The organism is Mesorhizobium sp. M6A.T.Cr.TU.017.01.1.1, assembly GCF_004023115.1.
GTDB classification, from domain to species: Bacteria; Pseudomonadota; Alphaproteobacteria; order Rhizobiales; family Rhizobiaceae; genus Mesorhizobium; species Mesorhizobium mediterraneum.
This window is the reverse complement of sequence record NZ_RZTA01000041.1, coordinates 29,970-47,551: the sequence shown is the minus strand read 5'-3', so window position 1 is coordinate 47,551 and position 17,582 is coordinate 29,970. Positions and strand designations below refer to the sequence as shown.

18 protein-coding genes and 1 pseudogene are annotated in these 17,582 nt (G+C 62.3%); 15 read left to right on the top strand and 4 right to left on the bottom strand.

Features of this window, described 5'->3' with window-relative positions:
• Together EOB36_RS15630 and EOB36_RS15625 are read left to right on the top strand one after the other, a co-directional pair.
• On the top strand, positions 1-701 hold a 701-nt coding region (locus tag EOB36_RS15630; RefSeq protein WP_164759171.1), incomplete at its 5' end, for a porin.
• 245 nt (positions 702-946) lie between these two features.
• Positions 947-1,990, top strand: coding sequence for a site-specific integrase (locus EOB36_RS15625; protein ID WP_095483129.1), 1,044 nt, complete (start codon positions 947-949; stop codon positions 1,988-1,990).
• Positions 1,991-2,038: 48 nt separating this feature from the next.
• Here the strand turns inward: EOB36_RS15625 and EOB36_RS15620 are convergent, their stop codons facing one another.
• Positions 2,039-2,932 (bottom strand): alpha/beta hydrolase, encoded by an 894-nt coding sequence (locus tag EOB36_RS15620; RefSeq protein WP_095483130.1) that lies wholly within the window; start codon positions 2,930-2,932, stop codon positions 2,039-2,041.
• A gap of 140 nt (positions 2,933-3,072) precedes the next feature.
• Positions 3,073-5,112, bottom strand: coding sequence for a lytic transglycosylase domain-containing protein (locus EOB36_RS15615; protein WP_128285180.1), 2,040 nt, complete (start codon positions 5,110-5,112; stop codon positions 3,073-3,075).
• Between the two features lie 246 nt (positions 5,113-5,358).
• Here EOB36_RS15615 and dapA point away from each other — a divergent pair, with 246 nt between their 5' ends.
• The 3 genes from dapA (at position 5,359) to EOB36_RS15600 (ending at position 7,631) form a co-directional block, all read left to right on the top strand.
• Positions 5,359-6,240 (top strand): 4-hydroxy-tetrahydrodipicolinate synthase, encoded by an 882-nt coding sequence (gene dapA / locus EOB36_RS15610; RefSeq protein WP_095483131.1) that lies wholly within the window; start codon positions 5,359-5,361, stop codon positions 6,238-6,240.
• A 151-nt stretch (positions 6,241-6,391) separates the two neighbouring features.
• A complete protein-coding gene (gene smpB, locus EOB36_RS15605; protein WP_023719895.1) occupies positions 6,392-6,871 on the top strand; it encodes an SsrA-binding protein SmpB in 480 nt (159 codons plus the stop codon).
• Positions 6,872-6,887: 16 nt separating this feature from the next.
• A complete protein-coding gene (locus EOB36_RS15600) occupies positions 6,888-7,631 on the top strand; it encodes a GH25 family lysozyme (protein ID WP_095483132.1) in 744 nt (247 codons plus the stop codon).
• Here the strand turns inward: EOB36_RS15600 and EOB36_RS15595 are convergent.
• Positions 7,600-8,262: a uracil-DNA glycosylase gene (locus EOB36_RS15595; protein ID WP_164759170.1), complete on the bottom strand. Its 663-nt coding sequence runs from the start codon at positions 8,260-8,262 to the stop codon at positions 7,600-7,602. The two genes, EOB36_RS15600 and EOB36_RS15595, sit on opposite strands and share 32 nt — an antisense overlap.
• A gap of 11 nt (positions 8,263-8,273) precedes the next feature.
• Entirely contained in the window at positions 8,274-8,855 is a 582-nt protein-coding gene (locus EOB36_RS15590; RefSeq protein ID WP_095483134.1) for an NYN domain-containing protein, read from the bottom strand.
• Between the two features lie 320 nt (positions 8,856-9,175).
• Between EOB36_RS15590 and rpoZ the strand changes: the two genes are divergently transcribed.
• From rpoZ to EOB36_RS15540, 10 genes and pseudogenes are all read left to right on the top strand, one after another.
• Complete coding sequence (gene rpoZ, locus EOB36_RS15585; protein ID WP_095483135.1) at positions 9,176-9,577, top strand: DNA-directed RNA polymerase subunit omega; 402 nt, start codon at positions 9,176-9,178, stop codon at positions 9,575-9,577.
• 111 nt (positions 9,578-9,688) lie between these two features.
• Positions 9,689-11,917 (top strand): bifunctional (p)ppGpp synthetase/guanosine-3',5'-bis(diphosphate) 3'-pyrophosphohydrolase, encoded by a 2,229-nt coding sequence (locus EOB36_RS15580; RefSeq protein ID WP_095483136.1) that lies wholly within the window; start codon positions 9,689-9,691, stop codon positions 11,915-11,917.
• Positions 11,918-11,963: 46 nt separating this feature from the next.
• Positions 11,964-12,542 carry an orotate phosphoribosyltransferase gene (pyrE, locus tag EOB36_RS15575; protein ID WP_095483137.1) on the top strand — a complete coding sequence of 193 codons (579 nt, stop codon included), beginning with the start codon at positions 11,964-11,966 and terminating at the stop codon, positions 12,540-12,542.
• A 13-nt stretch (positions 12,543-12,555) separates the two neighbouring features.
• Positions 12,556-12,936, top strand: a complete 381-nt coding sequence (locus EOB36_RS15570; protein WP_206072912.1) for a VOC family protein — start codon at positions 12,556-12,558, stop codon at positions 12,934-12,936.
• A gap of 264 nt (positions 12,937-13,200) precedes the next feature.
• Positions 13,201-13,773, top strand: coding sequence for a DUF2062 domain-containing protein (locus EOB36_RS15565; protein WP_095483139.1), 573 nt, complete (start codon positions 13,201-13,203; stop codon positions 13,771-13,773).
• Entirely contained in the window at positions 13,770-14,183 is a 414-nt protein-coding gene (gene acpS, locus EOB36_RS15560; protein ID WP_127205200.1) for a holo-ACP synthase, read from the top strand. The genes EOB36_RS15565 and acpS overlap by 4 nt, the downstream gene beginning before the upstream one ends.
• 77 nt (positions 14,184-14,260) lie before the next feature.
• Positions 14,261-15,010 carry a signal peptidase I gene (lepB, locus tag EOB36_RS15555; protein WP_095483289.1) on the top strand — a complete coding sequence of 250 codons (750 nt, stop codon included), beginning with the start codon at positions 14,261-14,263 and terminating at the stop codon, positions 15,008-15,010.
• Between the two features lie 4 nt (positions 15,011-15,014).
• Positions 15,015-15,740, top strand: a complete 726-nt coding sequence (gene rnc / locus EOB36_RS15550) for a ribonuclease III (RefSeq protein WP_095483141.1) — start codon at positions 15,015-15,017, stop codon at positions 15,738-15,740.
• Positions 15,737-16,669 (top strand): GTPase Era, encoded by a 933-nt coding sequence (gene era, locus EOB36_RS15545; protein WP_095483142.1) that lies wholly within the window; start codon positions 15,737-15,739, stop codon positions 16,667-16,669. Before rnc ends, era begins: the two co-directional genes overlap by 4 nt.
• Positions 16,670-16,711: 42 nt before the next feature.
• Positions 16,712-17,577, top strand: a pseudogene (locus EOB36_RS15540) (aminoglycoside phosphotransferase family protein).
• Positions 17,578-17,582 lie beyond the last annotated feature (5 nt).

The window sequence follows — 17,582 nt, the reverse complement described above, 5'->3', positions numbered from 1 at the left end:
ACTTCGCCTGGATCCAGCTCGGTGGTCTGCGCGTCGGTAAGGACGAATCGGCCTTCGATACGTTCATCGGCTACGCCGGCAACGTCATGAACGATACGCTGGTTCCCTATGGCGGCTTCGACACCAATGTCGTCCAGTACTACTTCGATGCCGGCAACGGCTTCTCCGCCGTCGTCTCGCTCGAAGAAGGCTACGGCGACTTCACGATCGACAGCTACGTTCCGCATGTCGTCGGCGGCGTGAAGTGGACGCAGGGCTGGGGCGCGATCACCGGCGTCGTTGCTTACGACAGCAACTACGAAGAGGTGGCCGGTAAGGTTCGCCTTGACGTCACGCCGATGGAGAACCTGTCGCTGTTCATCATGGCCGGCTACGGCACGGACGACAACTACACGGATACGTCATATGTATTCGACGCCAACGGTCGCGGCATGTACAAGCTGTGGAGCGGCAATTGGGCAGTCTGGGGCGGTGGCACCTACACCATCAACGAGAAGACCTCGTTCAACACCCAGGTCTCGTATGACGAGGGCAAGAATCTCGGCGTCGTGGCGAACATCGCCTATGACATCGTCCCCGGCCTGACGATCACGGCGGAGGCCTCCTACTTCAGCTTAGGCGAGGATTCTGTCTCCAACTGGACCGGTGCGGACGACGACGACAGCTTTGGCGGCCAGCTCCGCTTCCAGCGCTCGTTCTAAGGGCTGGGCTTAAAACAAGTGAAATTCCAGCCCGGGCGCTTCAATGCCCGGGCTGTTTTGTTTCGTGACCTGGATCAAGGCAAACAGAAGGAACAGGGGGTAACGGTAGCTGAATAAGGTCCGTGGGAAGATTTCGTGGGATTCGTTGATGGCGGATGAAATCACAACTGCGTGATCAAAACTCTTGAAAGGACGCTCCCAGGCAGATAGGGCTGACCTATCCACTCCGGGGGTGTGGCAAGACAATGACAAACGAAGCGATTCAAGAGGGTGCTCCCTCTGACCATTTTTCGATGTTTTCTTCTCAAAACGCAAAAATAAAATACAGTTATAACAAGATCAGAGAAGTAAAGTCGTACAAGGTCGGGGAGCTGTTTTCAGCATACCGAGACATACTTTGGGATGATGGGCGGCATAAATACAATGTCAGCTCCTTCATCGGCGAAATAGACGAGATTCTCCTTGGGGAGCGTTTCAGCGCCTTTGACCAGAGTACCCTGGACAACCTTATCGGCACCTTGCGCCAGCGCGGCAACAGCAACGCAACCATCAATCGAAAGATGGCTGCTCTCAGCAAACTGCTGCGCAAGGCTCACAAGATGGGGGATATCCACAGCCTGCCCGAGTTCCGCCGCCAGAAGGAGCGGGCGGGACGGATTCGCTTCATCGAGCGGGATGAGGAAGCCCAGCTGTTCGCCGCCATAAAGAGACGCAGCGAGGACGCTTACCGGCTTTCGGTCTTTCTCGTCGACACCGGCTGTCGCCTCGGCGAGGCGCTGGGCTTGATCTGGAATGATATCCAGGAGCATCGCGTCAGCTTCTGGATCACCAAATCCGGCCGCAGCCGCACCATTCCACTCACTGCCCGGACCAAAGAGGTGATCAAGCTGCCGGTCACCGAGGGCCGTCGGCCCAAAGGTCCTTTCACCAAGCTCAGCCAGGCGCAGTTTCGCGCCATCTGGAACGATGCGAAGGCCGAGGTCGGTCTTGGCGCCGACGAACAGGTCGTGCCGCACATATTGCGCCACACCTGCGCCTCGCGTCTTGTCCAGGGCGGCATCGACATCAGGCGTGTGCAGATGTGGCTTGGCCACCAGACGCTTTCGATGACCATGCGTTACGCGCATCTTGCCACGAACGACCTCGACGGCTGCGTCGTCGTGCTGGAAACGCCTCGGTGCAATGGATCGGAGGCGGAAAGCCCTCTGTCTTCTGCGGAACCAAGGAGCGAGCCGGTCGCGGCGAAAGCCTCGTCCAAGGCGCCCCGGAAAAATTCGAAGTCCGCGTAAGCCAAATTCAAGTAAAAACCTCCAGGATCGAAGTCGATCCTGGAGGTTTTACTTTGAGCCGAATTGTTGTTCGGCCGTATCCAGAAAAGCGGCGATGGCGCCGGGCAGGCCGCCGGTCTCGAGGAAAGGCGCATGGCCCTGGTCCTCGACCGTGATCGTCTCGATACAAGGGTGACGCTTTCGCATCTGTTCGAGCGTCTCGGTGGACAGCAGCTTCGAATTGGCGCCGCGGATAGTGAGCATCGGCATGGCCGTCAGTGCCTCGAACTGTGGCCACAGTGCCGGCAACGGCTGGGTGAGATCGAGACCCGCCAGCGTGTCGACCAGCTTCGGGTCGAAATCCGGCACCAGCCCGTCATCCGTCTCTCGGTAGAGGGCCGATACCATGCGGTCCCAATCCGCCTCGGTCAGGGCTGGAAAGTCGCTGCCATGCGCGCCGCGCAGGGCGCCGACCGCCTCGGCATGGGTTTTCGGCTTTGGCGCGCGCTCGAGATAGGAGCGGATATGGGCGAGGCCGCCGGCCTCGACCACCGGGCCGATATCGTTGAGAACGATGGCCCTCAGGATGGTCGGTCGCATCGCGCCGAGCACATGAATGATCAGCCCGCCACGTGACGTGCCGATGAAGCCCGCTTCCTCGATATCAAGCGCCGCCAGCCCGGCGAGAACATCACCGGCCTCGACGCCGACATTGTAGTGGCCGATATCGGGGTCGTAGGCGGACTGCCCGCGCCCGCGATAGTCGAAGGCGACGATTTTGCGCGGATTTTTCGCTCGTCGCGACAGGTGCAGCGCCAGCTCATGAAAGTCGCGGCTATTGCGGGTGAGGCCGGGCAGGCAGACGACCGGCCAGCGTCCGGAGTTCGCTTCGCCGTAGATACGGGCGTGGAGTTGCAGCCCGTCCGGCGAAGCGTAGAAGAAGTCGGAAAAACCGCTCGACATTTGGACTCGATTCCTCGCCGTTGCCGGATCGTCCCGACTGCTACAGGCGAGGGCAGGTAGGGTCAAATCGACTTAGCCGTCGGCAGGACAGAGGGGGCGCGAAGGATCGCCAGCCTCTGGCTTAACCTGCCTTCCTTGGTTCAACTCCGCCCGTTCACCAGGTCGCCCACAATGTCGTATTTGCCGGAAATACGCATCTTGTAGACTTCGTAATTCTCCATCACGCGCTGGACGTAACTTCTTGTTTCCGTGTAGGGAATCCGTTCGATCCAGTCGACGACGGCGTCGATGTCCTTGCCGCGCGGGTCGCCGTATTTCGCCACCCACTGGGCGGCGCGGTTGGGGCCGGCATTGTAGCCGGCAAAGGTCAGCACGTAGGAGCCGTCGAAGCGGCCGAGCTGCTCGCCGAGGAAGGCGGCGCCCAGCGTCGCATTATAGCCGGCGTCGGTGGTCAGCCGCGCTTGCGAGAAAATCATTCCGGCCTTCTTTGCCAATTGCTTGGCGGTCCCCGGCATCAGCTGCAGCAGCCCGCGCGCGCCGGCGCTGGAGACGGCGCCGATGTTGAACTCGCTTTCCTGGCGGGCGATCGCATAGGCCAGCGCCTTGCCCGAGCCGGAAATGTTGGCGGTGTCGGGAATGACGCCGAGCGGATGCGACAGCGCGCCGACATCGATGCCGCGCGCGCCGGCGATCTTGCCGACTTTCAGCGCCAGGAAATGATTGCCCTGCTTTTCCGCCATCATGGCCAGCAGCGCCAGCTCTCCGGGACTGCTTAACTGTCCGGCGAGGTCGCGGTAAAGCGTGTCGGCATAGCGCTCATAGCCCGCCTCCTGCAGCCGCCTGATGGCGCTGACAGCTTCGCGGCCGGCGAAATTGCGGCGGTCGGTGGTATCAGGCGAGGGATAGGCGATGTTGAGCACCTGCCGGCCGACGCGCTCGCCGGCGAGTTGGCCGTAGAACGTCGTGCCATAGGCGGCGGCACGGGTGAAATGATCCTTCGCATTGCCGGGACCACCGACTTCGGCTGCACGGCCGAGCCAATAATAGGCGCGCGACAGCGATATCGGCCCCTGAGTGAGATCGGCGATCCGCGCGAAATGCTTGGCAGCGGTATTGGGGTCGTTGAGGCCGCGCAGCGCGTACCAGCCGGCATGGAACTCCGCATCCGCCGCATTGGCGGCACTTTCGGCGGCATGTGCTGCTACGATCCTGTAGGCGGTCTTCATGTCGCCCTGGTCGACCAGTTCGCGCGACAATACTCGACGCTCGGCCCACCAGGCATCCGGGTCGGCCAGCGCGTTGCGGTCGCTCGGCGCCTTCATCACCATTGCGACGGCGTCGGAAAGCTTGTCTTGCTTGCGCAGATATTGGGCTTGCGCAAAGAAATAGCCGGCCGAACGCTGCGCGGCGGGCACGGCCTTCAGCAGTTTGGCCGCGTTCTTGTCGCCCTTGGCCGCCGCCGCCCAGGCGTCGGCCAGTTGCTGGGCGTCGGCAAGGCCGGCGACGCGCAGCGCGGAATTGACCCGGTCGGCATAGAACATGCGCTCCATGCGGAAGCGGTGGTCGGCTGCGGGGATCAGCTTGCCGAATTCCTGGATGATGTCAGCTTCGTCCTTGGCTTCCAGTTTTTCGGTGCGCCAGAAAGGCGACAGCACCGAGCGCGCCGCCTTGACGTCGCCCCGCGACGCATACGAGCGGGCGAGGATCACCACGCCCTCGACTGTTTGCGGCTGGCTGCCGCCGAATGCCTGCACCACGATCTCAGGCGCGGGGTTCTCGCGATAGAGCGCGCGCTCGCTGTTCTTGCGCAAGGCGATCATGCCCGGCCAGTTCGGCAACATCTTCGCAGCATCGGCGATGTCGCCGCTTGGCACCTTGTCGCCGCCATAGAGCGCGATCGCCCAGGCAAGGATGTGCCGGTCGAGCGACTTGACCGGCAGAGCCTCGCGCACTTGACGCGCTCCGGCAACGTCGTTTGCCGCCAGCGCGTCAAGGCCGCTCTTCAGCCTGGCGACGCTGGCGGATGGGGATCTCGTATCCTGCAGGCCCGTACCCTGCAGGTGGGGCATCGGAATGGCCGACGTGACCTGCACATCGATCTTGCCGGCGGCCACGCCGCTCGGCATCAGCAGGAGGATTGCGCCAAGCAGCGCAAAAAAATGAGGCTGCTTGGTCGGCATGGTCTTCATCATTTCCTGTCTACACATTACCAACAGGCACAGATCAACTGAAGCCTAGTTGGCTGCTATGAAGAGGCCGTAAACAAAGCGCTACCAAGGTCGTTCAAATTGCGCTTGCTGGCACTACTGCCATGCTTGCCGCGCAACGGTGTCGAGACTATGGTGCGCCGCTTCGCTTTCGGCTAGAAGGCGCGCACGACAAACCCGAGAAGTCAAAACCCGAGAAGTCCCAAGGAGTTGGACGACATGCTGAGAGGCTCGCTTACCGCGCTCGTGACACCGTTCGAAAAGAGCGGTCGTTTCGACGAGAAAGCCTTTCGCGCCCTCGTTGCCTGGCAGATCGCCGAAGGCACGACCGGTTTGGTTCCTGTCGGCACGACAGGCGAGTCGCCGACCCTGTCGCATGACGAGCACCGCCACGTCGTCAAGGTGTGCATCGAGGTGGCCAAAGGCCGCGCTCCGGTCGTCGCCGGCGCCGGCTCCAACAACACCGAAGAGGCGGTTGGCCTGGTGCAATATGCCGAGAAGGCGGGCGCCGACGCGGCACTGGTCGTCACGCCTTATTACAACAGGCCGACGCAGCGCGGCCTCTATGAACATTTCGCCGCCGTCGCCAGGGCGACCAGTCTGCCGATCATCATCTACAACATCCCGCCGCGCTCGGTGATCGACATGATGCCCGAGACGATGGGCCGGTTGGCTCACGACTTCAAGAATATCGTCGGCGTCAAGGACGCCACCGGCAAGGTCGAGCGGGTTTCCGAGCAGCGTGCGACCTGTGGCAAGGATTTCATCCAGCTTTCGGGCGAGGATGCCTCGGCGCTCGGCTTCAACGCCCATGGCGGCGTCGGTTGCATCTCGGTGACGTCGAATGTCGCACCTAGGCTGTGCGCCGAATTCCAGGAGGCGACGCTTTCCGGCGACGGCGCCAAGGCGCTGGATTTGCAGGACCGCCTGCTGCCGCTGCACAAGGCGATCTTCATTGAACCCGGCGTGTCCGGCGCGAAATATGCGCTGTCGAAGCTCGGCAAGGTCGAGAACGTGCTGCGCTCACCGCTGGTCACCGTCGAGCAGTCGACCGCCGAAAAGATCGATGCGGCCATGAAGCACGCCGGCTTGATTAATTAGCGAGCCCGTTTGGAAATTCTACTCCTGCGGCCATCTGAAGGCGTCACCTGCGCTTCCGGTGCTCACGTACTATATGTACGCTCCGCTCCGGGTCTCGGTGCCACCATCATCTGACTCGCAGGAGCGAGTTTCGAAACGGACTCTAGACGTCATGAATCAAGTCAGAAAAGCCGATCCCAACAACAAGACCGTTGCGGAAAACCGCAAGGCACGGTTTTCCTATGAGGTGCTCGACACGATCGAGGCCGGCCTGGTGCTGACCGGCACCGAGGTGAAGTCGCTGCGCCAGGGCCAGGCCAACATCCAGGACAGTTACGCCTCGGTCGAGGGCGGTGAGATCTGGCTGATCAACTCCTATTTGCCAGAATATCTGCAGGCCAACCGCTTCAACCACGAGCCACGCCGGCGCCGCAAGCTGCTGCTCAACAAACGCGAGATGGCCAAGCTGTCGCAGAGCGTCGATCGCGAAGGCATGACGCTGGTGCCGCTAAAAATCTACTTCAACGACCAGGGCCGGGCCAAAGTGCTGCTCGCCGTTGGTCGCGGCAAGAAACTGCACGACAAGCGCGAGACCGAAAAGCAGCGCGACTGGTCGCGCGAGAAAGGCCGGTTGCTGAAGGAGCGTGGGTAGGCTGGGAACCACTCTTTTGAAGAACCGGATCGTTCTTTGGGGTGCGGCCAGCCTGATCCTCGTGTGCGTCGTCGCGGCCGTCGGCTATTTCTACTTCCAGACGTTTTCTCCGGACCGAAGCAAATATCCGGTCAGAGGTATCGACGTTTCCCATCATCAGCGGCAGATCGACTGGCGCCGTGTTGCCGCCGACGATGTCGCCTTCGCCGTCATCAAGGCGACCGAGGGCGGCGACCATGTCGACGACGCCTTCGCCGCCAATCTGCGTGAGGCGCGTGCGGCCGGGCTGGCGGTCGGTGCCTACCATTTCTTCACCTTCTGCAGGCCTGGCGCCGATCAGGCGCGCAATTTCATCTCCGTCGTGCCGCGCGATCAATCGCTGCTGCCGCCGGTGGTGGACATAGAATTTGTCGGCAATTGTCCGCGGCGGCCATCGCCCGAAGAATTGAATGTCGAACTCTCGGCTTTCCTGCGCCCTGTCGAGGCAGCTTTCGGCAAGACAGCGATCCTCTATGTGACCGACGAGGCTGCGCGGGTCTATGCCGGTCAGATCGTCGGCCGACCGCACTGGGTTCGTTCGCTGGCGCTGTGGCCAGGTCATGACGACTGGATCTATTGGCAGTACCACGACAGGGGTCGCGTCGACGGCATCAGTGGCGATGTCGATCTGAATGTCCTTCAGGGCGGGCAGGAGAAATTGGCCGAGCTGTTTGCGCCACCGCCCGAATCTATCTCTCCAGAAACGCGGCTATATCACTGAACACGTTGACGAACATCGTTTCCGTCAGCACGCCGGTGTTGGTGTTGTAGCGCGAGCAATGATAGCTGGAGAACAGCGTGACGCCATTGGTTTGCTGCTGTCCGCCGTGGCGGAAGGGATAAGCGGCAACACGCCCACCCAGCGCCCGCACGGTCGACTGGTGCGCGATCGAGCCCAGCGCCAGCACGGCGCGCAGGTTTTTAAACCGCGCGATCGTCGGCACCAGGAACGTCCGGCAGGTGGCAATCTCGGCGCCGACCGGCTTGTTGTCCGGTGGCACGCAGCGCACCGCATTGGTGATCGCCGTGCCGACAAGCTCCAGCCCGTCATCGGGCCGCGCCTTGAATTGGCCGCGCGCAAAGCCGTGCGCGATCAGCGTGTTGTAGAGCAGGTCGCCGGCGTAGTCGCCGGTGAAGGGACGCCCCGTCCTGTTCGCCCCACGCAGGCCTGGCGCCAGCCCGACGATCAACAGTTTAACGGCATCCTCGCCCTCGGGCGGCAGGAAGGTCGGCACCGGCGCATTGAACCAGGACGGCTCGCGCTGCCGCCATTGCGCGATAAAATCATGCAGCCGCGGGCAGAGCGGGCAGTCGCGATCAGGCTCGGGGGATGCGACCAAGGGAGCGGTCAAGACCGCCGCCGTCAATAGTCGTCCTCGTCGACTTCGGCCGGCTCGGGCCGGCGCACCGGCCGCTCGGACGGATCGCGGCCGACCTCGCTCTTCAGCGTCATCAGGTCGATGAAATGGTCCGCCTGGCGGCGCAGATCGTCGGAAATCATCGGCGGCTGTGAAGCCATGGTGGAGACGATCGAGACCTTGCGCCCGCGCCGCTGCAGCGCCTCGACCAGCGTGCGGAAATCGCCGTCGCCGGAAAAGATGACATAGTGGTCGACGACATCGGCAAGTTCCAGCGCATCGACCGTCAGCTCGATGTCCATATTGCCCTTGATCTTGCGGCGGCCGGTCGAGTCGGTGAACTCCTTGGCCGGCTTGGTCACCACCTTGAAGCCGTTATAGTCGAGCCAGTCGATCAGCGGCCGGATCGAGGAATATTCCTGATCCTCGACCAGCGCGGTGTAGTAGTAAGCACGCAGCAGGTAGCCGCGCTTCTGGAAGCTCGACAAAAGCTTGCGGTAGTCGATGTCGAAGCCGAGCGCGCGCGACGTGGCGTAAAGATTGGCTCCGTCGATGAAAAGAGCGATTTTTTCACGAGGGTCGAACATGGAAAATATTCCTTTTCGAAAATAAGCGGCCGTCTAAATGCGCGTGACTATCGGTCGGCTTGAAATAACCGGCTGACCTTCGTCATTCGAGATAACGCCGGTTTTACGGCAATCCAAGGATATGATGCTGCATAGCAAGCAATTGTGATCGGTGCCGTATCGTCGCAGGCGACGCGCGCCCAGACCACGCCTTGGCCGGCCCCGGACTTGACCCGGACCTGGCCCCGGACTGATATTGCCAAAAAGCTTGTATTTTGGCGGCGTTCAGGTTATGGACCGCGCCTGTTTTCCATTAAATCCAGGCATGAAAGGGGCAGCTCATGGCCCGCGTAACCGTTGAAGATTGCATCGACAAGGTCGACAACCGCTTCGAGCTCGTGCTCCTGGCCGGCCACCGTGCCCGTCAGATCAGCCAGGGCGCGCAGATCACCGTTCCTCGCGACAACGACAAGAATCCGGTCATCGCGCTGCGCGAGATCGCCGAAGAGACGCTGTCGCCCGACGATCTCAAGGAAGACCTGATCCACTCGCTGCAGAAGCATGTCGAGGTCGATGAGCCGGAAGCCGATGGCGAGGCGATCGCCGACCAGACCGGTGCCGCCGCTGTGGCTACCGATGCCGACGACACCGAGGACAACATCACCTTCGACCGCATGACCGAGGAAGACCTCCTGGCCGGCATCGAAGGTCTGGTACCGCCGGAAAAAAGCGACGATTATTAATCTTCGCAACGACTGCCGACACTTTCGCGTCGGCGGTTTCGTGGTTATCTATGACATGCGCCGTACGCCAGTGCGGCGCATGATTCATTTCAGCACTGCGAGATCCCGCCCATGATGCGTCAGTATGAGCTTGTCGAGCGCGTCCAGCGCTACAAGCCTGACGTCAACGAGGCGCTGCTCAACAAGGCCTATGTCTACGCCATGCAGAAGCATGGCCACCAGAAGCGTGCCTCCGGCGACCCTTATTTCTCGCATCCGCTCGAAGTCGCCGCCATCCTCACCGAAATGCACATGGATGAGGCGACCATCGCGGTTGCGCTGCTGCACGACACGATCGAGGACACCACGGCGACCAGGGCCGAGATCGACGAGCTGTTCGGTCCGGAAATGGGCAAGCTGGTCGAAGGCCTGACCAAGCTGAAGAAACTCGACCTCGTCTCCAAGAAGGCCGAGCAGGCGGAAAACCTGCGCAAGCTCTTGCTGGCGATCTCGGAAGACGTTCGCGTGCTGCTGGTCAAGCTTGCCGACCGCTTGCACAACATGCGCACGCTCGACCATGTGCCTGAAGCCAAGCGCCTGCGCATCGCCGAGGAAACGATGGATATCTATGCGCCGCTGGCCGGGCGCATGGGCATGCAAGGCATGCGCGAGGAACTCGAGGAGATCGCCTTCCGCTTCATCAATCCGGAAGCCTACCGCGCTGTCACCGCGCGGCTCGCCGAAATCTTCGAGCGCAACAAGGATGTGCTGTCCGAGATCGAGAAGGCGCTGTCCGCGCTGTTCGAGAAATATGCGATCAAGGCCGAGGTCAAGAGCCGCCAGAAGAAGCCGTGGTCGGTGTTCCGCAAGATGGAAGCCAAGGCGCTGTCCTTCGAGCAACTGTCCGACATTTTCGGCTTTCGGGTCGTCGTCGATACCGTCGAGGACTGCTACCGGGCGCTCGGCGCCATCCATACGACATGGTCGATGGTGCCAGGCCGCTTCAAGGACTACATCTCGACGCCGAAGCAGAACGACTACCGTTCGATCCACACCACCATCGTCGGGCCGTCGCGCCAGCGCGTCGAGCTGCAGATCCGCACCTACCAGATGAACAAGATCGCCGAATATGGCGTTGCCGCGCATTCGATCTACAAGGACAGCGGCGGCAAGGTGAACGGCACCGCCCATGCGATCTCGAAGGAGACCAACGCCTATGCCTGGCTGCGGCGCACCATCGAGCAGCTTGCCGAAGGCGACAATCCCGAGGACTTCCTCGAAAACACCAAGCTGGAACTGTTCCAAGACCAGGTATTCTGCTTCACGCCCAAGGGCATGCTGATCGCGCTGCCGCGCGGCGCCACGCCGATCGATTTCGCCTACGCCGTGCACACCGATGTTGGCGACACCTGCGTCGGTGCCAAGGTAAACGGCCGCATCATGCCGCTGATGACCGAACTGAAGAATGGCGACGAGGTCGAGATCATCCGTTCCAAGGCGCAGGTGCCGCCGGCGGCGTGGGAATCGGTCGTCGTCACCGGCAAGGCGCGCTCGGCGATCCGCCGCGCCACCAAGAATGCCATCCGCAAGCAATATTCGGGTCTCGGCATCCGCATACTGGAACGCGCCTTCGAGCGGTCCGGGAAGACCTTTACCAAGGAGAGCCTGAAGTCGGTGCTGCATCGGCTGGCGCGCAAGGACATCGAGGATGTGCTGGCTTCGGTCGGCCGCGGCGAACTTGCTTCCACCGATGTCATGAAAGCGGTGTTTCCCGACTACAAGGACGAGCGCGTCACGCTGGCCGCGCCCAAGCAGCGCGAGGAGGGCTGGTCGAAGATCCGCAACGCCGCCGGAATGCTGTTCCAGATTCCGGGACGCGCGGCACGCAAGGATAAGGACCAGCCAAGGGACGGCGCCGTGCCGATCCGTGGCGTGCGCGGCGACCTGCCGGTGCGCTTCGCGCCGGAAGGTGCTGTGCCCGGCGACCGCATCGTCGGCATCGTGCAGCCGGGAACCGGCATCACGATCTATCCGATCCAGTCGCCGGCGCTGCAGGCTTTCGACGACCAGCCCGAACGATGGATCGACGTGCGCTGGGACATAGACGAGCGCACCAAGGAGCGGTTTCCGGCGCGCGTCTCGGTCACCGCCATCAACGCGCCGGGCTCGCTGGCCGACATCGCGCAGGTCGTTGCATCCAACGATGCCAACATCCATACATTGTCGATGGTGCGCACCGCGCCTGATTTCACTGAAATGCTGATTGATCTCGAAGTCTGGGATCTGAAGCACCTGAACCGGCTGCTGTCGCAGCTCAAGGACAATTCGAGCGTCAGCGATGCAAGGCGCGTGAACGGCTAAAAATCACTAGCGTGCTGGAGACAAGCGTGTTGGAGACAGGGCAGAGATGAACACCGACGAAGTGCTGGGCATTTTCCGTGAAGCCGGTGCCGTTTTGGAAGGGCATTTCATCCTGACGTCGGGTTTGCGAAGCCCGGTCTTCCTGCAGAAGGCACGGGTCTTCATGCATGCCGACAAGACCGAGCGCCTGTGCAAGGCGCTGGCCGAAAAGATCCGCGCAGCTGTGTCCGGCAAGATCGACTATGTCGTCGGCCCGGCGATCGGCGGGCTGATCCCGGCCTACGAGACTTCGCGCCATCTTGGCGCACCGGCGATCTGGGTCGAGCGGGAAGGGGGCGAGTTCAGGCTCCGCCGCTTCGAGATCGCCAAGGGTTCGCGCGTCGTCATCGTCGAGGACATCGTCACCACCGGACTGTCGATCCGCGAGACCATCGATTGCCTGCGCGCGCTTGGCGCCGAGGTCGTTGCCGCCGCCTGCATCATCGACCGCTCGGCCGGCAAGACCGATGTCGGCGTGCCGTTGATAGCGCTCGCCGAATATGAGGTTCCGGCCTATCCAGCCGATAGCCTGCCGCCCGAGCTCGCCGCCATTCCGGCGATCAAGCCGGGCAGCCGCAACATATAACGGAGGCGCTGCCGTGATCGCCGGCATCGATCATTTCGTGCTGACGGTTCGCTCCGTCGATGACACCTGCGCCTTTTATCAGCGCGTGCTCGGGTTCAGGCGTCTCGACACACCGAACCTGCCGACGGCACTGCTTTTCGGAACGCAGAAGATCAACGTGCATGAGGTAGGGCGCACCTTCGAGCCCAAGGCGAAAGCGCCGACTCCGGGCACCGCAGATTTCTGCCTGGTCGCCGCCCGTCCGCTCGCCGAGATATGCGCCAGTCTGGAGGCCAATGGCGTTGCCGTCGAAGTCGGGCCGGTCGAGCGGATCGGCGCCCGTGGCCCGATGATGTCGGTCTATTTCCGCGACCCGGACGGCAACCTCGTCGAGGTCAGCGACTATGGGCTGTAGATAGCTTGCGGGTTGCTGCTGATCTCCGCGCCGAACTCGCCTCCTCAAATCCGCCGCGATTGTACTGTGTTCGAAACGGCGAAACGCCGGCGCCGCAAGGTCGCTGCAAGCGGGCGCCCGACGAGTTCCGGTTGTTCTGCGGCCGGCGTATCGCTATATCAAGGTCGTTGTTGCCTTTCGACGGCCGCAAAGCGCAAGATGTGGCTGTCACGCCCGGCCCGGGATGGTCAGAGCGGCAGCTTTGGATATCAGGACAGGAACAGAGTGCTTTTTCGACGCCGCAATCCTGATGGTTTTCTCGAGCGGGTGCGTACCTATCTGTGGCCACGCCGCTCTTTCTCGCGTTCGCTGCGATACTTTTCCAAGCGCATCCTGCGGCTGAAGGCCACTCCGCACGCCGTGGCCGCCGGTGTCGCGGCGGGCGTGTTCGCATCATTCTTTCCGCTCGGCTTTCACTTCATCATCGCCTTTGCCGTCTCTTGGCTAATCGCCGGGAATCTGGTCGCGGCAGCGCTCGGCACGGTTGTCGGCAATCCGCTGACCTTCCCGCTGCTGTGGGGCGCGTCGTGGGAGACCGGCAAGCTGGTCCTGCACGAGCGCCTGCCGGCGCATGGGCCGCCCGCGCATCTCGGCGAGATGCTGCACAATCTTTCGTTTTCGCAATTGTGGGGACCGGTGCTGAAACCGATGACCGTCGGCGCCGTGCCGCTTGGCCTGATCTTCGGCCTCTTGTTCTACGGCATCACGCGCTGGGGCATGGCCACCTTCCGCGAACAGCGGCGCATGCGCCTGGCGGACAGAGCTGGAACGGCCGGACGGGAAGTTCCTGCCGAATGATCATTGGCATCGGCAGCGACCTGATCGATATCAGACGCATCGAAAAATCGCTGGAGCGCCATGGCCAGCGCTTCATTCAGCGCATCTACACCGAGGTCGAACAGGCCCGCTCCGAAAGTCGCGGCGCCCGCGCCGCCTCCTATGCCAAGCGTTTCGCCGCCAAGGAAGCCTGCGCCAAGGCGCTGGGCACCGGTATGGCGCAAGGTGTTTTCTGGCGCGATATGGGCGTCGTCAACCTGGCCAGTGGCAAGCCGACCATGGCACTGACCGGCGGGGCGGCGGCGCAACTGGACAAAATCCTGCCTGAACGGCACAGGGCGGCAATCCATCTCACCATCACCGACGACTTTCCGCTTGCTCAAGCCTTTGTGATCATCGAGGCGTTGCCCGTCGAAGAAGCGCCATATTGATTGCATCTGACCACCGGCATGACGTTGCCCAGCGCGCGCCGAGCCCCTATACCAACCAACGCATAATCGAGGACGACATGAGCGTGGCTGAAAAATCCCAGAAGAAATCCGGCGGGCTTGGCGAAACCGTCAGCGTCATCGTCCAGGCGCTTTTGCTCGCTCTGGTCATCCGCACGCTCCTTTTTCAGCCATTTTCTATCCCGTCCGGGTCGATGCGGCCGACCTTGCTCGAAGGCGACTATCTCTTCGTCACCAAATGGTCCTATGGCTTCTCCCGCTATTCGCTGCCGTTCGGGCCGGACCTCTTTTCGGGCCGCATCTGGGGCGCCGAGCCGAAGCGCGGCGACGTGGCGGTGTTCAAGTTCCCGCCGGACCCCTCCGTCGACTACATCAAGCGCGTCGTCGGCCTGCCGGGGGACAAGATCCAGGTCAAGGACGGCCAGCTCTTCATCAACGGCGTTGGCGTGCCGCGCCAGAAGGTCGGGCAGATCGACAATCGCGACATCACCGAGGAGAGCGGGCCGGTCGACGTCTATCGTGAGACTTTGCCGAACGGCGTCAGCTATGACACGCTCGACCTGACGCCGAACTCGATCGGCGACAACACCCGCGAATTCGACGTGCCGCCCGGCCACTATTTTATGATGGGCGACAACAGGGACAATTCCTCGGACAGCCGCTTCACCGTCGGTTTTGTGCCCGACGAGAACCTGGTCGGCCGCGCCAACCTCATCTTCTTCTCGATCGGTGGCAGCGCCAGCCCGCTCGAAATCTGGAAATGGCCGTCGCTGATGCGCGCGTCGCGCCTGCTCCATTTCGTCAATTAGGATCATGGCCGCGACAAAACGGTTGACCGCGGACGCGCTCGCCAAAGCGCTCATGGAGCGCACAGGCCACGCCTTTGCCGACCACCAGCGCTTGCAGCGTGCGCTGACCCATGCCAGCGCCCGCAGCAGCCATGCCGGCATCGACTATGAGCGTTTCGAATTCCTGGGTGACCGCGTCCTCGGCCTGGTCGTCGCCGACATGCTGCTGGCGGCGTATCCGGACGCTGCCGAGGGTGAGCTTTCGCTCAGGCTCAATGCGCTGGTCAATGCCGAGGCGCTGGCGGAGATCGCCGAGGAGATCGGCCTGCCGGAGCTGATCCGTGCCGGCTCGGACGTGCGCGGCCTCGACGGACGCAAGCGCGTCAATCTACGCGCCGATGCGCTGGAATCGCTGATCGCCGTGCTCTATCTCGACGGCGGGCTGGAGGCAGCCAGCGCCTTCATCCACAAATACTGGCGGCCGCGCTCGCAGGCCATCGGTGCCGCCCGCCGCGATGCCAAGACCGAACTGCAGGAATGGGCGCATCAGGCGGCAGGCGCCGTGCCGGTCTACATAATTGACAGCCGCGAGGGACCGGACCACGATCCGCTGTTCACCATCAGCGTCAAGGTCGGCGCCTATCCGCCGGCGACCGGCAGTGGGCGCTCCAAGCGCGAGGCCGAGCAGGCCGCCGCCACCGCACTGCTGTTGCGCGAAGGCATCTGGCTAAATAAGGGGAGCGCGGCATGACCGCCACCGACGACGTCCCGCCGGCAACAGAAGCCGCCGTCACACACTCCGGCTTCGTCGCGCTGATCGGCGCGCCCAATGCGGGAAAATCGACGCTGGTCAACCAGCTGGTCGGCGCCAAGGTGTCGATCGTCACCCACAAGGTGCAGACGACGCGCGCCATCGTGCGCGGCATCGCCATCCACAACAACGCACAGATAGTTTTCGTCGACACGCCGGGCATTTTCAAGCCGAAGCGGCGATTGGACACGGCAATGGTGACGACCGCCTGGGGCGGCGCCAAGGACGCCGATATCGTGCTGTTGCTGATCGACGCCGAGCGCGGCATCAGGGGCGACGCCGACGCCATCCTCGAACGGCTGAAGGATGTCCGCCAGCCGATGGTGCTGATCCTCAACAAGGTCGACCGGGTCAAGCCCGAGGCGCTGCTGGCCCTGTCCGCGGCAGCCAACGAAAAGGTGCCCTTCAAGCGCACCTTCATGGTCTCGGCGCTAACTGGGTCGGGCTGCAAGGACCTGCTCGACTATCTCTCGGAAACCCTGCCTGCCGGCCCCTGGTATTACCCGGAAGACCAGATCTCCGATCTGCCGATGCGACAGCTGGCGGCCGAGATCACCCGCGAAAAGCTCTATCTCAGGCTGCATCAGGAACTGCCCTATTCTTCCCACATCGAAACCGAGAAATGGGAAGAGAAGAAGGACGGCTCGGTGCGCATCGACCAGACCATCTATGTCGAGCGTGACAGCCAGAAGAAGATCGTCCTCGGCCACAAGGGCGAGACGATCCGTGCCATCGGCCAGGCGGCACGCATGGAGATATCAGGTATCCTCGAACAGAAGGTGCACCTTTTCCTGTTCGTCAAGGTGCGCGAGAACTGGGGCGACGACCCCGAGCGCTACCGCGAGATGGGGCTGGAGTTTCCGCATTAGAGCATGTTCCCGAAAAGTGGGAACCGGTTTTCGAAAAAGATCATGCTCAAGCAAGAAGTCACTATCGACACAGCTCTGGTGAGCCGGCTGGTCGCCACCCAATTTCCCCGCTGGAAGGATCTTGCCGTCAGGCCGGTTGCATCAGGCGGATGGGACAACAGGACCTTTCATCTCGGAGACGATATGCTCGTGAGGCTGCCGAGCGCGGCGGCCTATTCCTTGCAAGTGGAAAAGGAACATCGCTGGTTGCCACGGCTTGCGCCTCTTCTGCCGCTGCCTGTCCCGGTTCCCCTGGCGATGGGAACCCCGGCCGACAACTATCCCTGGCATTGGTCCGTCTACCGCTGGATCGAAGGCCGCAATTCGCGGCCAGCCTGGCCCAGTTCCTGGTCGCCCTGCAACGGATCGATCTCGCCGGCGGACCGGCGCCAGGGCAGCACAACTTTTTTCGAGGCGGACCACTGAGCGTCTATGACGGTGAAACCCGGCAAGCCATTGCAGCCCTCGGCGGCAAGATTGACATACGTGCCGCGAGCACGGTGTGGGAAGCGGCGCTTGCCGCGACTTGGCACGGCGCGCCCGTCTGGTTCCACGGTGACGTCAGTTGGGGAAACCTGTTGGTCAGGCAAGGCAGCTTGAGCGCCGTGATCGACTTCGGGACTTCCGGCGTGGGCGATCCCTCGTGCGATTTGGCGATTGCGTGGACACTCTTCGAAGGGAAAAGCCGAGAGGTGTTTCGCGCGGGTCTTCAGGCCGATGAGGCAACCTGGGCGCGAGGCCGTGGTTGGGCGCTATGGAAAGCGCTGATCACGGTCGCTGGACATATAGACATCAATCCAGTCGAAGTTGAAAAGTCGCGACGCGTGATCGATGAAGTGCTTGCCGACCACCAGCGCGCGGACGGCTGAAAGCC